Here is a 14004-nt window from a genome sequence, read left to right on the forward strand (position 1 = left end):
AGCGGAACGGGCGGGTCCGGCGGCGACGGCGCGGACACCGGGGGAAGAAGCGCGGGCGGCGCCTGAGACCATGGGGGCGTGGCAGGAAGACAAGGCACTCAGACCGTCAAGAACATGCTCTGGTCGTTGGTGGTGATCGCCCTCGCGGCGGGCGTGATCTACATCTTCGTCCCGCATGACGAGTCCAAGACCGCCGTCAAGCGGGTCGACTACCGGGTGGAGCTCCTGACGGCACGGCGGGCCGCGGCGTATCCCGTGGCGGCGCCCGAGGGCCTGCCCAAGGCGTGGAAGCCGACGTCGGTGCGGTTCAACGGCGCCGAGGACGACACCTGGCACCTGGGCTTCCTCGACCCGGACGAGGAGTACGTCGCGATCGAGCAGTCCACCGGCAAGCCGGCCGCGTTCATCAGGGACGTCACCCAGAAGGCCTCGAAGACCAAGGCCACCGACGAGATCGGCGGCCGCACCTGGCGGCGCTACGAGGGCTCGAAGTACAACGCCCTGGTGAGCGAGGAGAAGGGTGCGACGACGGTGGTCACCGGCACGGCGTCCTTCGGCCAGCTGAGGAAGATGACCGAGTCGCTGAAGATGTCCTGAGGGCCTGTCTTTGAACCCCCGTCGTCCGCGCGAAGCGCGGGCGCAGCGGCGCCCGGTGCGGCGGACGCCGCTCGGCGCGGACACGTGAAAGGGCCCCGGCGCGTCGCCGGGGCCCTTTTCTGCGTCTGTCGCGGGCTCAGACCGTCGTGACGACGTCGTCGAAGGCCAGGCGCGGGGAACGCGGGAACCAGGCGTCCTCGCCCGGCTTGCCGATGTTGACGATCATCAGCGGGGTGTGGTCGTCGTCCAGGAACTCCTTCTGGACGCCGGCGAAGTCGAAGCCGGTCATCGGGCCCGCGGCCAGACCGGCGGCGCGGACGCCGACGATGAAGTAGCCGGCCTGCAGCGTGGCGTTGACCAGGGCGGCCTGCTCGCGGACCGGGCGCTCCGAGAAGAAGGCGTCCTTGGCCTGCGGGAAGTGCGGGAACAGCGCCGGGAGCTCCTCGTGGAACTCGTTGTCGGCGGAGAGGATCGCGACGAGCGGCGCGGCCGCCGTCTTCGGGCGGTTGCCCTCGGCCATGTGCTGGACCAGGCGCTCGCGGGCCTCGGGGGAGCGGACCAGGGTGACGCGCAGCGGCGACTGGTTGAACGCGGTCGGGCCGTACTTGACCAGGTCGTAGATCGCCTGGACCTGCTCCTCGGTGACCGGCTCGTCGGTGAAGGTGTTCGCGGTGCGGGCCTCGCGGAAGAGCAGGTCCTGGGCGGCGGGGTCAAGTACGAGAGACATGGATCAACCTTCTTGAACGTACGGGGGGTGTCTGCCGAACCCGTCACCGGGCTCGCAAACACGACAGTACGCCGCCACTGTTCAACTTTCAACCAAAACTGGACCTGCGTGATCCGCTTCACAAACCGCAGGTCAGGGCTGTTTTCGGCGGTGAGGCCTCAAGCTTCCCGGTCGGCATCGGCCGCATCGTCCGGGTCCGGCCCCGCCAGGGCCGCGTCGAGCCGGGCCCGCGCGCCGTCCAGCCAGCGGCGGCAGACCTTCGCCAGCTCCTCGCCGCGCTCCCACAGCGCGAGCGACTCCTCCAGGGTCGTCCCGCCGGTCTCCAGGCGGCGTACGACCTCGATCAGCTCGTCCCGCGCCTGCTCGTAGCCGAGCGCGTCCGTGGGGACCGTGGCCTCGTCCGTCTTGCTGGTCATGCGCCCACCCTAATTCTCGGCGTTGTTTCGTACGGTCTGCGCCGTCTGTCGGCTGTGCGGCTGTCGGTTACGCGTCTGTCGGCTGTGCCGCTGCCGGTTACGCGTCTGTCGGCTGTGCGTCTGTCTGTTGCGCGTCTGTCGGCTGTGCCGCTGCCGGTTACGCGTCTGTCGGCTGCGCGTCTGTCTGTTGCGCGGTGTCCACCGCTCGTACGGTGAAGGCGCCCTCGGCGACACGCGCCCGCAACTCCTCGTCGACGGCCACCTCGCCCGGCGCCCGGACCACTGTGCCGTCCGGCTTCTGCAGTACCGCGTACCCCCTCTGGAGGGTCGCGGCGGGGGAGAGGGCCACCACGCGCGCGTGCGTGTGCGTCAGCTCGGAGCCGGCCCGGTCGAGGAGGTGCCCGAGCATGCGGCGGCTGCGGCCGACGAGCGCCGCGACCTGCTCCTCGCGCTCCTCGACCATGCGGTGCGGATGCTCCATGGACGGGCGGGCCAGGGCGTGCGCCAGGCCGCGCACCTCGCGGTCGAGGAAGGCGTCGACGCTGCGCCGGGCGCGGTCCCGGAGCCACTGCACGCGCTCGTACTCCTCACCGACGTCCGGCACGACCTTCTTGGCCGCGTCGGTCGGGGTGGAGGCGCGCAGGTCGGCCACGTGGTCGAGCAGGGGGTTGTCCGGCTCGTGCCCGATCGCGGAGACGACGGGCGTACGGCAGGAGGCGACGGCCCGCACGAGCTGCTCGTCCGAGAACGGCAGCAGATCCTCCACGCTGCCGCCGCCGCGCGCCACGATGATCACGTCGACCTCGTCGTGCGCGTCGAGGTCCTTCACGGCCTGGACGACCTGCGGCACGGCGTGCACGCCCTGCACCGGCACGTTGCGCACCTCGAAGCGGACGGCGGGCCAGCGGTGCCGGGCGTTCTCCAGGACGTCACGCTCGGCGGCGGAGGCGCGGCCGGTGACAAGCCCGATGAGCTGCGGCAGGAACGGCAGCGTCTTCTTGCGCTCGGGCGAGAAGAGCCCCTCCGCGGCGAGGCTCTTCTTCAACTGCTCGATCCGGGCGAGCAGTTCACCCACGCCGACCGGCTTTATCTCGGCGGCCCGCAGCGACAGCTGCCCCCGCCGTTCGTACCACTCGGGCTTGGCCCGTACGACGACACGGGCGCCCTCGGAGACGACGTCCGCCACGGCGTCGAACACCTGGCGGTAACAGGTGACGCTCACCGAGATGTCGTGCGACGGATCGCGCAACGTCATGAAGACGACACCGGCGCCGGGCCTGCGGGACAGCTGCGTGATCTGCCCCTCGACCCAGATGGCGCCGAGCCGGTCGATCCACCCACCGATGAGCCGCGACACCTCCCCGACGGGAAGCGGCGCGTCCGGCGACGTATTGAGAGCCATCCCCCGAGCGTAGCGGCCCCCTACGACATCCCCCCGCCCCTGAAGGGGCGCCGGGAACGGCGCGAGCAGCCCCCACAACCCGGACGTACCGTCACCCCGGCCGCGAGGCCCCCGTTCCCGCCCCCTGGGCAACGAGTACCACCAAGCCCACCCCCAACCAGACCGCCCCCACCACCTGCGCCGACCCCGACGCCTCCCAGATGACCGCCACCACGATCGCCGCTCCAAGCACCGGCACCAGCAGATGCCGCCACCAGCTGAAGCCCGCCCCGGCCTCACGGTGGCGCACCGCGAACCACCCCACGACGCTCGCGTGCAGCAGCAGAAACGCGGTCAGAGCCCCGATGTCGACCACCGACACGAGATGGTCCATGCCGTCGTCCCGCCGCGCCGCCCACACCGCCGCCACCAACGTCACCACCGCCGCACCCAGCAACGCCACCCGAGGCGTCCCGGAGTACGTCCTGGCCAGGACCTTCGGCAGCCGCCGGTCACGGGCCATCGCGAAGAGCAGCCGCCCCGCGGCCGCCTGCCCGGCGAGCGCCGCGAACGCCGCGCCGATCGCCTTGCTCGCGGCCACCAGATCGTGCAGCCACGATCCGGCGGCCGAATCCACCGCGTCGTAGAACGCCGTGCCCTGCTTGCCCGGCTCCGCCGCGAGCTCGGCGGACGACAGCGGCTCCAGGAGGGCCACCAGATACGTCTGGAGGATGAACAGGAAGCCCGCGAGCGCCAGACACACAAGCACCGCCCGCGCGACCTTCGCCGACCCGCCCGTCACCTCCTCCGCGAAGGACGCGATGGCGTCGAAACCCAGGTACGAAAGGACGGCGATCGACACCGCGCCGACCACCGCCGACAGCGCGAACGCGCCTTGCGAGCCGTCACCCGTCAGCGGCGAGAGCCAGTCGCGCTGCGCCCCGTCCCGTACCAGGACGACCACGGCCGCCACGATGAAGACCAGCAGCACCACGACCTCCATGGCGAGCACCGCGAAGCCCACCCGGGCCGCCGCGCGCACGCCCCACAGGTTGAGCGCGGTCGTGATGAGCACCGCGAGCGCCGTCCACACCCACCGGGACACCGAAGGCACCAGGGAGTTCATGGCGATGCCGGAGAAGAGGTAGGCGACCGCCGGGATGAGGAGGTAGTCGAGCATCGCCATCCATCCGGCGATGAACCCGGGGCCCTTGCCGAGCCCCGCGCGCGCGTAGGCGAAGACGGACCCCGCCTGGGGGACCACCCGCACCATCTGCGCGTAGCTGAAAGCGGTGAACGCCATCGCGACCGTGGCGACCAGGTAGACGAGGGCGACGGCGCCGTGCGACTTCGCGTCGAGCGTCCCGAAGACGCCGACCGGCGCCATGGGGGCGATGAAGAGCAGCCCGTAGACGACGAGGTCACGGAAGCCGAGACTTCGCCGCAGCTCCGCACCCTCGGCGGGCTCGGCGGGCCCCCCGTTCCCGGCATGGGCTCCCGTACTGGCGGACTGACCGGACATCGTGCCTCCGTAGATCAACGCAGGCCCCCAGTCTCTCCAACGGGGCGATCTTTGACGCGCTGGACGCGGCCTTACGATGGTGGGCATGACTGCAACGCCTGGCACCCGCCGAGTCCTGCTCGCCGCTCCCCGTGGCTACTGCGCCGGCGTGGACCGTGCCGTGATCGCCGTCGAGAAGGCCCTGGAGCAGTACGGGGCCCCGATCTATGTCCGCCACGAGATCGTCCACAACAAATACGTGGTGCAGACCCTGGAGAAGAAGGGCGCCATCTTCGTCGAGCAGACGGCGGAGGTCCCCGAGGGCTCCATCGTCATGTTCTCCGCGCACGGCGTGGCCCCGACCGTCCACGCGGAGGCCGCCGAGCGGAGGCTCGCCACCATCGACGCCACGTGCCCGCTGGTCACCAAGGTCCACAAGGAAGCGGTCCGGTACGCCAAGGACGACTTCGACATCCTCCTGATCGGTCACGAGGGCCACGAGGAGGTCATCGGCACGTCCGGCGAGGCGCCCGACCACATCACGCTGGTCGACGGCCCCGAGGACGTCGCGAACGTCGAGGTCCGCGACCCGGACAAGGTCGTCTGGCTCTCCCAGACCACGCTCTCCGTGGACGAGACGATGGAGACGGTCGACGCCCTGAAGGGCAAGTTCCCGAACCTGCTCTCGCCGCCCAGCGACGACATCTGCTACGCCACGCAGAACCGCCAGATCGCGGTGAAGAAGCTCGCCGAGGACGCCGAGCTGGTCATCGTCGTCGGCTCCAAGAACTCCTCGAACTCCATCCGCATGGTCGAGGTCGCCCTGGACGCGGGCGCCGCCGCCTCGTACCTCGTGGACAACGCCGACGAGATCGACGAGGCCTGGCTGGAGGGCGTGACCACGGTAGGCCTGACCTCGGGCGCCTCCGTGCCGGACGTCCTGGTGGACGGCGTCATCGAGTGGCTGGCCGAGCGGGGGTACGGCGACGTGGAGACGGTGAAGACCGCCGAGGAGTCCATCACCTTCTCGCTGCCCAAGGAGCTCCGCAGGGACCTGCGCGCCGAGGCGGCGGAGCTCTCGCAGCGCTGAGCGCGCGTGGGTCGTACGGTGGGAACCATGCAGATCTTCGGTGTGGACATCGGCGGATCAGGGATCAAGGGCGCGCCCGTTGACCTGGACCGTGGAGACCTGACGCAAGAGCGGCACAAGGTGCTGACCCCGCACCCGGCGACGCCGGAGTCCGTGGTCGAGGGCGTGCGCGAGGTGGTCGAGCACTTCGGCTGGAAGGGGCCCATCGGGGCGACCTTCCCCGGCGTGATCACCGGCGGCACGGCCCGCACCGCGGCCAACGTCGACAAGAGCTGGATCGGTACGGACATCCAGAAGCTGGTCTCCGACCGGCTGGGCGGCGCCCCCGTGACCGTACTGAACGACGCGGACGCGGCGGGCGTCGCCGAGATGCACTTCGGCGCGGGCCGTGACCGCAAGGGCACGGTCATACTGCTCACCCTCGGCACGGGCATCGGCAGCGCGCTCTTCACCGGCGGCAGACTGGTCCCCAACACCGAGCTCGGCCACCTCGAACTGCACGGCCACGACGCGGAGAAGAAGGCCTCCTCCAAGGCGCGTGAGGACGAGGACCTGAGCTGGGAGCACTGGGCGCGCCGCGTCCAGAAGTACCTCGCGCACGTGGAGATGCTGTTCTCGCCGGAGCTGTTCATCATCGGCGGCGGGGTGAGCCGCAAGGCGCACAAGTTCCTGCCGCTCATCGAGGGCATCTCGGCGGAGATCGTCCCGGCCCAGCTGCAGAACAACGCGGGCATCGTGGGAGCGGCGATGGCGGCGGGCGAGGCGTAGCCCTCGGCGGGTCCCGGGGCTCCGCGCGGGTCTCCGGGGCTCCGGGGTCCCGGGATCCCGGGGCTTCTCAGGCGGCGGGGACCCGCTTGCCGCCGCCGCCACCGCTGCCGGCCGGGCGCTGCGTGCGGGCCTGCCGCCGCTGCGCCATCAGCCGGACCCGGCGTACGGTCACGATGAGTCCGGCGACGAGCGTCCCCCCGTAGAGCCAGCCCGCGTGGAAGGCCAGCGTCGTCACGAGCCCCATGACCTGGCCGCCGAACCCGTCCGACCCCTCGGAGATGGGCAGCACCCCGGCCGCGAAGGCGATCGGCACGCCCACGGGGGCGGTGACCAGGTCGGCCGGGCGCACCCACAGGGCGGTGAGCGCGGCCACGGGCACGAACAGCACGCCGTACGCGACGACGGAACCGCCCGCGATCAGGCGCAGCAGACACGCGAGCAGGAACATCACCGCGGTGCAGAAGAGGCCGCTGCCGAGCCCGGTGAGGCGGGGGTTCGGAATGCGGCGCAGCGTCCGGTAGAGCGGGTGCCGGCGCAGTGCCCGGACGAACGGCGGGGCGGGACGGCGCGGACGTGGCGGGCTCCGGTACACCGTGCCCGCGGAGGCGGGCCGGGTCTGCGGGGGCAGCGGGGCGGTCCGGCGGGGCCGCGCCGGTGAGGTGGTCCGGGGCTGAGGGGGACGCGTCCTGTGTTGCTCCACTGGACCAACCTAGGCGGGACACCGCGCCGAACCCATTGCGGGACACGCCTTTGGGACGACCTTGCCCATGCGTTCGAGGAGGCGACGACGGGCCGACCGTGGCGTCGGCGGCACGCCGTAGACTGGGGGATCGCCCCACGGTCGCTCCGGCCCTCCGGGCCGTCCACCCACAGCCCTCACGTACGGGAAGTCGCAACGTGTCGCTCACGATCGGAATCGTCGGTCTGCCGAATGTCGGCAAGTCGACCCTGTTCAACGCCCTGACCAAGAACGACGTCCTTGCGGCCAACTACCCGTTCGCGACGATCGAGCCGAACGTGGGCGTGGTCGGCGTCCCCGACCCCCGCCTCACGAAACTGGCGGAAATCTTCAGCTCCCAGAAGGTCCTCCCGGCGACGGTCGACTTCGTCGACATCGCGGGCATCGTGCGCGGCGCGAGCGAGGGCGAGGGCCTGGGCAACAAGTTCCTCGCGAACATCCGCGAGTCGGACGCCATCTGCCAGGTCATCCGCGCCTTCAAGGACGAGAACGTCGTCCACGTCGACGGCAAGGTCTCGCCCAAGGACGACATCGAGACGATCAACACCGAGCTGATCCTCGCCGACCTCCAGACCATCGAGAAGGTCCTGCCGCGCCTCCAGAAGGAGTCGCGCATCAAGAAGGACATCGCTCCGAAGGTGAAGGCGGTCGAGGAGGCCCAGGCGATCCTGGAAAAGGGCGACACGCTCTTCTCCGCCGGCATCGTCCAGGGCTCCGGCAAGGAGGAGCTCCTCCACGACCTCCACCTCCTCACCACCAAGCCCTTCCTCTACGTCTTCAACGTGGACGAGGACGAGCTGACGGACGACGACTTCAAGGCCGAGCAGCGCGCGCTGGTCGCCCCCGCCGAGGCGATCTTCCTGAACGCCAAGCTGGAGGCGGACCTCGCCGAGCTCGACGACGAGGAGGCCCTCGAACTCCTCCAGTCCGTAGGCCAGGAAGAGCCCGGCCTCGCCACCCTCGCCCACGTCGGCTTCCGCACGCTCGGCCTCCAGACCTACCTCACGGCAGGCCCCAAGGAATCCCGCGCCTGGACGATCAAGCAGGGCGCGACGGCCCCCGAGGCGGCCGGTGTCATCCACACCGACTTCCAGAAGGGCTTCATCAAGGCGGAGGTCATCTCCTTCGAGGACCTGGTGGAGACGGGCTCGGTGGCGGAGGCGCGCGCGAAGGGGAAGGCGCGGATGGAGGGCAAGGAGTATGTGATGCAGGACGGGGATGTGGTGGAGTTCCGGTTCAACGTGTAGTCGTTCACCTACTGTGCGTTAGGCGATTTGTCAAGCGTGCAGGTCGGAAGGGGTCAACCTCCTCGGAGGTGGACCCCTTTCGTTTCCCCGTGCTGGATGGGTGCTGGATATTCTGATTCTCCGTCAGGGTGATTCAGGTGTCGTAGATCGTGGAGCGGTGTCCAACGCGGATGACCCACACGGTCAGTTCGCCGTTGTCGACGGTGTAGATGACGCGGTAGTCGCCGACTCGAAGGCGGCGACGCTCGGGCTGGGACACGAGCGCGGTGGTGTTGAAGCCGAACGGGTCGCTTTCCAGTTCTGTCAGCTTGGTCAGGATGCGGAGCGCGGTGTCGCGCGGAACCTTGCGGAGCTCGGCTCGGGCTTCCGGGTGGAAGACGGTGCGGTACTCACTCACTTCGCGCCAGCGTCTCCTTCATGACGTCCTCGATCGGGATGCCGGCCGACCGGGTCGCCATGCGCTCGTCGATGAGCCGGTTGATCTCGCGCTCTTCCCATTCCTGGTACTTGCGCAGCACCTCGATCGACACGACGGCGGCGACCTCTTTCCCTCGTCGCGTGATGACGGTGGGAGTGTCGTCGCGATCGGCACGCTCGACGACCTCGGCCAGGTGCGCGCGGACGTCGCGGATGGACTCTATGGGCATCTGCGTCATGCGCCCAAAGGTACTGGATGCCTCATGTGTACACAATGGCTACTGACCCCGGGCGGACCCCTGGCCGTACTGGACGACTTGCCACTGTGCTGGGTGCGTGCTGGATGAGATCTTCGGAATCAATGTTTTCGCAGGTGGGAGCTCTGTGTGGAACGTTCCGTTTCAACGTGTAGCGGGTGACGCTCCACCGCATCGCTGATCCGGCGGACGTGTGGGGCAGGGAGGGCCCGGCTCTTCGGGGGCGGGCCCTTTGCGTTTTCCCGTGCTGGGATCGTGCTGGGGCCGACGCTGCTGGGACAGAACCCGGCGTAGAGCCCGGCTCGTCTGCCGCTGCACATTCCCGCCTTCCAGAGGCCCTGTCCTCCGGACGGGAAGACGCCCGGGGGCGCATTCCGGCCGTGCCGGTGAGTGACGACGTGGGGTGGGCGTTCGCTCGACATGGAGCGTTCAGTCGAGGTCAGTTTGTCGAATCATGATCGGGTACCCGCAGAGGATCCCGGGCCCTAAGTGCGACGCGTGCTGCCGCTGATGCAACCACCGGTACGACCGTCGATACCGCCAGGTACCCTCAAACACATCGTCTATGCGGCCCGACGGGCTTCCGCTCCACCCCGTGGAGTCTCGAAGGACATGCCCCCACCCGCACGATCTATTTCGTGCTGCCCGGGGGAAGTCCTTGTTGTTCCGCGCTTCTGCGAAAACGGTCGCCACCATGGCGCTCGACAGTTCGCTCTATCTCCACCTCACCGAGCAATTCACCCACAGGCACGGCTACCGGCCCACCCCCTCGGAGGCACGGTCCTGGGAACGGAGCATCCCCGAGCTGGTCGCAGCGCTCAATGACGCGGGGCTCGGTGACGTGGAGGTCATACTCGAATACGCGCTCCCGATGAACAGCAAGCGGGCCGACGCGGTTCTCGCCGGGATTCACCCGCGCACGGGCGACCCCTCCTATGTCGTGGTGGAGCTCAAGCAGTGGAGCGATGTAGTCCCGGACGAGGACGACCCGGTCCTCTGCCACGTTCCTTCCTATACTCAGCCGGTCCTCAACCCCATCGAGCAGGTGCGCCGCTACTGCGAGTACCTCGTCAACTTCAACGGCGCTGTCGCCGGCCACCCGGAGAGGGCCGGGGGAGTGGCCTTCCTGCACAACGCGACCGAGTTCGATGTGTCTGCACTGCGCGAGATCGAGTCCGACCAGTGGGGCCAGTTGTTCGCGGGCGACACCCGCGGTGGGTTCATCGATTACCTTCGTGCCCGGCTCAGCCCTGAGCATCCGGGCGCCGCAGCCGCTGACGCGCTGCTCGCGGGCAGGACGGTCCCCTCGAAGCAGCTGATGGCGGTCGCAGCTCAGGAAGTCCGTGAGAGGGAGCAGTTCGTGCTCCTCGACGAACAGCAGGTCGCCTACCGCAAGGTCCTCAACGCGGTACGCAAGGCCCAGCGGTCCGACCACAAGGAGGTCGTGGTCATCACCGGCGGCCCTGGCACCGGCAAGAGCGTCATCGCGCTCTCCCTGCTCGGCGAGTTGTACCGGCGAGGCACCCCGGCTCTGCACGCGACCGGGTCCCAGTCCTTCACCAAGACGATGCGCAAGGTCGCGGGTGCCAGGAAGCGCGAAGTGCAGGATCTCTTCAAGTACTTCAACAGCTTCATGACGACGGAGAAGAACAGCCTCGACGTCTTGGTCTGCGATGAGGCCCACCGCATCCGTGAGACATCCGCCAACCGGTACACACCGGCCGCGCGCCGGACCGGCAAGCAGCAGATCGACGAGCTGATAGACGTGGCCAAAGTGCCCGTCTTCCTGCTCGACGAGCACCAGGTCGTGCGCCCGGGCGAGATGGGCACGGTGGAAGATATTCGAGCCGCAGCGGCACGCAGGGGGCTGAACTGCCCTGTCATAAGACTGGAAAGCCAATTCCGTTGTGGCGGGAGCGATGTGTACCTGCGTTGGGTGGTGCGGCTTCTGGGGTTGGAGCCCGGTGGCCCGGCGGTGTGGGACCCGGATGACCGCATGCAACTCCTGTTGGCCGACAGCCCGGAAGAAATGGAAAGCTTCCTGGACGGCCGCCGCGGCCAGCGCCACAGCGCTCGCATGTCAGCCGGCTACTGCTGGCAGTGGTCCCCGGAACCCAGGCCGGGACAGCCTCTTCCGGCGGACGTGAGGATCGGCACCTGGGCCCGTCCCTGGAACCTGCGCGGCGACCGCTCTGTCTCCGGTGCACCGCCGTCCGCCCTGTGGGCCACGGACCCGGCGGGCTTTGGTCAGATCGGTTGCGTCTACACCGCCCAGGGCTTCGAGTACGACTGGTCCGGCGTCATCATTGGCCCCGACCTGGTGTGGCGCGGCGACCGATGGGTGACGGACCGTACGGCGTCCAAGGACCCGGTCTTCAAGCGCTCGACCCCGGACGCCGATGTGGATCGCCTGATCCGCAACACGTACAAGGTGCTGCTGACCCGCGGAATGGTCGGCACGGTCGTCTACTCCACGGATCGAGAGACGCAGGAGAAACTGCGAGAACTGGTGGGTGCCGGGCGGCGTGTGGCTGTCACGGCGTGAACGACCGGCCTGAACTCGCAGCATTTTCGCCAACTTGCTGCTGACATGCCATGAGTCGGCGGGGGGAGTGCGCGTGATCTGCCGTGCTCCCTAAGATCACTCATACCAATTGCGGCCCGACGGGCTTCCTCCGCGAGGACACGCCCCCACCCGCACGAGTCACTCGTGCCCTGGGGGAACCACCTCGTGTCCATGCTCCTGCTGAGGCTGTCTGCGCAGGACCTGCTTACTCTGAACTCGCGGCGGCGGATGGTGCCGCATCTCGCTGCCAGATACCGGTACTTCCGAGGGCGCGATGTGTCCGATACGGAACGGGAGGCATGGGCCGAGAGCTTGGTCAAATTGGCGGAAGACCTGGTTGAGGCAGAGCGGGGCAACGTCGAGATGGTCGTCGAGTGCGCAGCGACGGTCGACAAACCGGAGAAGGGGGAACCGCCCCTCATCGATGTCGTGCTCGTGGGCCGACACCCGGAGACGCGTCTGCCGTCGTTCCAACTCGTCGAGCTGAAGCGATGGTCAATGGTGACGCAGGTGGAAGCCGCCATCGCGGAGCTCGTGAGTGTGCCGGGGTACAAAAGGCACAAGAAGCACCCTGCGTTGCAACTCAGGAACTCATACCAATTGTTCACTGGAGATCAGGGGCCACTGCGTGGCGTCACGGTCGAATGTGGTGGATTCGCGTATCTGCACAATGCCACCGATGACTCGGTTCGACCGCTGCTCGATACGTTGGCGCCGACTGGAGCCTATGAGCGTGTGTACACCCGCGACAGCCGCGACCTGCTCCTCGTGGAGCTGCGACGGCACTTCGCACAGGACGGCGCAGCTTCCGAGGCCGAGCAACTCCTGCGGTTCATGAACCTGCGCAACACGCCACTTCTCGACGCGATGATCAGATCTCGTGGTGAGGACACGGTGTTCACCTTGCGTGGACAGCAGAGGAAAGTGGCGGCGAGCGTTCTGGAACGAGCCGGCCTGGTTCTCGGCGATCCCGATCAGGCCGCTCCGCCGCCGGACGACGAGCGGGCCGTGTTCATCGTGACGGGTGGTGCAGGTACCGGAAAGAGCGCCGTGGGCCTACAGCTCAGGGCCGATTTCGAGGCAGCCGGACAAACGGTGAAGTACGCAAGCGGCAGCCGTGCCTTCAACGGGGCGCTCCAGGAGCAGGTGGGCTACACCGGCAAGGAGTTCAGGGAGAGGTTCGCCTACTTCAGTTCCTTCGTGACTCCTCCGGACCCTCCCTTGGACGTCCTCATCTGCGACGAGGCGCATCGCTTGAGGGAGCGAACCATCGACATGTACCAGCGAGAGGAGAAGTCGGGCAAGCAGCCCCAGGTGGACGACCTGCTCGACGCCTCCCGCCTCACGGTGTTCTTCCTCGATGAGAGCCAGTCCGTGCGACCCAAGGAAGTCGGAACGGTGAGCCTGATCGAGGAAGCCGCAAGAGCGCGCGGGATCACTCCACTCCGCTATGAGCTCAGGGAGGAATGGCGCTGCGGGGGCAGCGACGCCTACATCCGCTGGGTGAGGGCTGTCCTCGGCATCGAGGCAGGAGCCACCGAGTGGACCCCTGACGGTTTGATGCACGTCGAAGTGGCGGACAGTCCAGAGGAACTCGAGTACATCATCAGGACCGAGGCGGAGGCGGGGGCGACGGCTCGCATGGTGGCAGGCTTTTGCTGGCCGTGGACCGAGCCGGTGGGACAGGGGAAGGCCGCACGTCTGGAGGCGGACGTGAGGATCGGTGACTGGCACCGACCGTGGAACGCCAAAGGTGACTCTTTCCGCGAGAACGGAGCGGTGCCGCCGTCCACGAAATGGGCAGTGCACCCGTACGGCATCAACCAGATCGGGTGCGTCTACACGGCTCAGGGCCTTGAGTGGGACTGGTGCGGGGTGATCCTCGGCGAGGACATGGTGAGGCGTGGCGACCGCTGGGTCTACCGCAAAGGGCAGTGGCGTGAGGACCCGGAAAACAAGGTCAAACGTGTCAAAGTGCCCGGTTCGTTCGATATGAAGCTCCGCGAGGGGACAGGAAGTGAGGAAGAAAAAGAGGAGGAGTTCGCGCGATGTGTTCGGCACGCGTACCACGTGCTCATGACCAGGGCGAGCCGGGCGACGGTGCTGTACTCCACGGATGAGGAGACGCAGGCGTACCTCAAGAGCTGCGTAGGTGACGTACAGATACACGGCCTGCGGCCCACGTGGGAAAATCTCCCTGCCGAGGCGCGGATACCGCATCTCCCCCGCCCGAAGAGGAAGGGAAAGGGCACTCCTCCAGGACAGGAACTGCTCTTCTGAAGGATTCTCGTCGTGTGG

At 68.3% G+C, this 14004-nt stretch carries 13 protein-coding genes; 6 read left to right on the forward strand and 7 right to left on the reverse strand.

Annotation, left to right across the window (positions count from 1 at the left end):
• Positions 1 to 78: 78 nt before the first annotated feature.
• Positions 79 to 597: a DUF4245 domain-containing protein gene (locus tag ACFVYL_RS25745; protein WP_389719821.1), complete on the forward strand. Its 519-nt coding sequence runs from the start codon at positions 79 to 81 to the stop codon at positions 595 to 597.
• Positions 598 to 733: 136 nt separating this feature from the next.
• On the opposite strand, the gene ACFVYL_RS25750 is transcribed toward ACFVYL_RS25745, so the two are convergent.
• From ACFVYL_RS25750 to ACFVYL_RS25765, 4 genes are all read right to left on the reverse strand, one after another.
• Complete coding sequence (locus tag ACFVYL_RS25750) at positions 734 to 1324, reverse strand: malonic semialdehyde reductase (protein ID WP_389719823.1); 591 nt, start codon at positions 1322 to 1324, stop codon at positions 734 to 736.
• A gap of 158 nt (positions 1325 to 1482) precedes the next feature.
• Entirely contained in the window at positions 1483 to 1740 is a 258-nt protein-coding gene (locus ACFVYL_RS25755; RefSeq protein WP_389719825.1) for an exodeoxyribonuclease VII small subunit, read from the reverse strand.
• 157 nt (positions 1741 to 1897) lie between these two features.
• Entirely contained in the window at positions 1898 to 3142 is a 1245-nt protein-coding gene (gene xseA / locus ACFVYL_RS25760) for an exodeoxyribonuclease VII large subunit (protein WP_389719827.1), read from the reverse strand.
• Between the two features lie 91 nt (positions 3143 to 3233).
• Positions 3234 to 4643, reverse strand: coding sequence for an APC family permease (locus tag ACFVYL_RS25765; RefSeq protein ID WP_389719829.1), 1410 nt, complete (start codon positions 4641 to 4643; stop codon positions 3234 to 3236).
• Positions 4644 to 4728: 85 nt separating this feature from the next.
• Here ACFVYL_RS25765 and ACFVYL_RS25770 point away from each other — a divergent pair, with 85 nt between their 5' ends.
• A complete protein-coding gene (locus ACFVYL_RS25770) occupies positions 4729 to 5712 on the forward strand; it encodes a 4-hydroxy-3-methylbut-2-enyl diphosphate reductase (protein WP_389719831.1) in 984 nt (327 codons plus the stop codon).
• Positions 5713 to 5739: 27 nt separating this feature from the next.
• Positions 5740 to 6480 (forward strand): polyphosphate--glucose phosphotransferase, encoded by a 741-nt coding sequence (gene ppgK / locus ACFVYL_RS25775; RefSeq protein ID WP_389719833.1) that lies wholly within the window; start codon positions 5740 to 5742, stop codon positions 6478 to 6480.
• 67 nt (positions 6481 to 6547) lie between these two features.
• On the opposite strand, the gene ACFVYL_RS25780 is transcribed toward ppgK, so the two are convergent.
• The gene (locus tag ACFVYL_RS25780; RefSeq protein WP_389719835.1) at positions 6548 to 7180 is read right to left on the reverse strand and encodes a DUF6542 domain-containing protein; all 633 of its coding nucleotides are present in this window, start codon (positions 7178 to 7180) and stop codon (positions 6548 to 6550) included.
• A 197-nt stretch (positions 7181 to 7377) separates the two neighbouring features.
• On the opposite strand from ACFVYL_RS25780, the gene ychF reads away from it, so the two are divergent.
• Positions 7378 to 8466 carry a redox-regulated ATPase YchF gene (ychF, locus tag ACFVYL_RS25785; protein WP_389719837.1) on the forward strand — a complete coding sequence of 363 codons (1089 nt, stop codon included), beginning with the start codon at positions 7378 to 7380 and terminating at the stop codon, positions 8464 to 8466.
• Positions 8467 to 8599: 133 nt separating this feature from the next.
• On the opposite strand, the gene ACFVYL_RS25790 is transcribed toward ychF, so the two are convergent.
• Together ACFVYL_RS25790 and ACFVYL_RS25795 are read right to left on the reverse strand one after the other, a co-directional pair.
• Complete coding sequence (locus ACFVYL_RS25790) at positions 8600 to 8863, reverse strand: type II toxin-antitoxin system RelE/ParE family toxin (RefSeq protein WP_389719838.1); 264 nt, start codon at positions 8861 to 8863, stop codon at positions 8600 to 8602.
• Positions 8856 to 9122: a type II toxin-antitoxin system Phd/YefM family antitoxin gene (locus tag ACFVYL_RS25795; protein ID WP_266923385.1), complete on the reverse strand. Its 267-nt coding sequence runs from the start codon at positions 9120 to 9122 to the stop codon at positions 8856 to 8858. The genes ACFVYL_RS25790 and ACFVYL_RS25795 overlap by 8 nt, the downstream gene beginning before the upstream one ends.
• A 676-nt stretch (positions 9123 to 9798) precedes the next feature.
• On the opposite strand from ACFVYL_RS25795, the gene ACFVYL_RS25800 reads away from it, so the two are divergent.
• Together ACFVYL_RS25800 and ACFVYL_RS25805 are read left to right on the forward strand one after the other, a co-directional pair.
• Positions 9799 to 11685, forward strand: coding sequence for a DNA/RNA helicase domain-containing protein (locus ACFVYL_RS25800; RefSeq protein WP_389719892.1), 1887 nt, complete (start codon positions 9799 to 9801; stop codon positions 11683 to 11685).
• 192 nt (positions 11686 to 11877) lie between these two features.
• The gene (locus ACFVYL_RS25805; RefSeq protein ID WP_389719893.1) at positions 11878 to 13986 is read left to right on the forward strand and encodes a DUF2075 domain-containing protein; all 2109 of its coding nucleotides are present in this window, start codon (positions 11878 to 11880) and stop codon (positions 13984 to 13986) included.
• Positions 13987 to 14004 lie beyond the last annotated feature (18 nt).

The organism is Streptomyces sp. NPDC058308, from assembly GCF_042880275.1.
GTDB lineage: Bacteria > Actinomycetota > Actinomycetes > Streptomycetales > Streptomycetaceae > Streptomyces.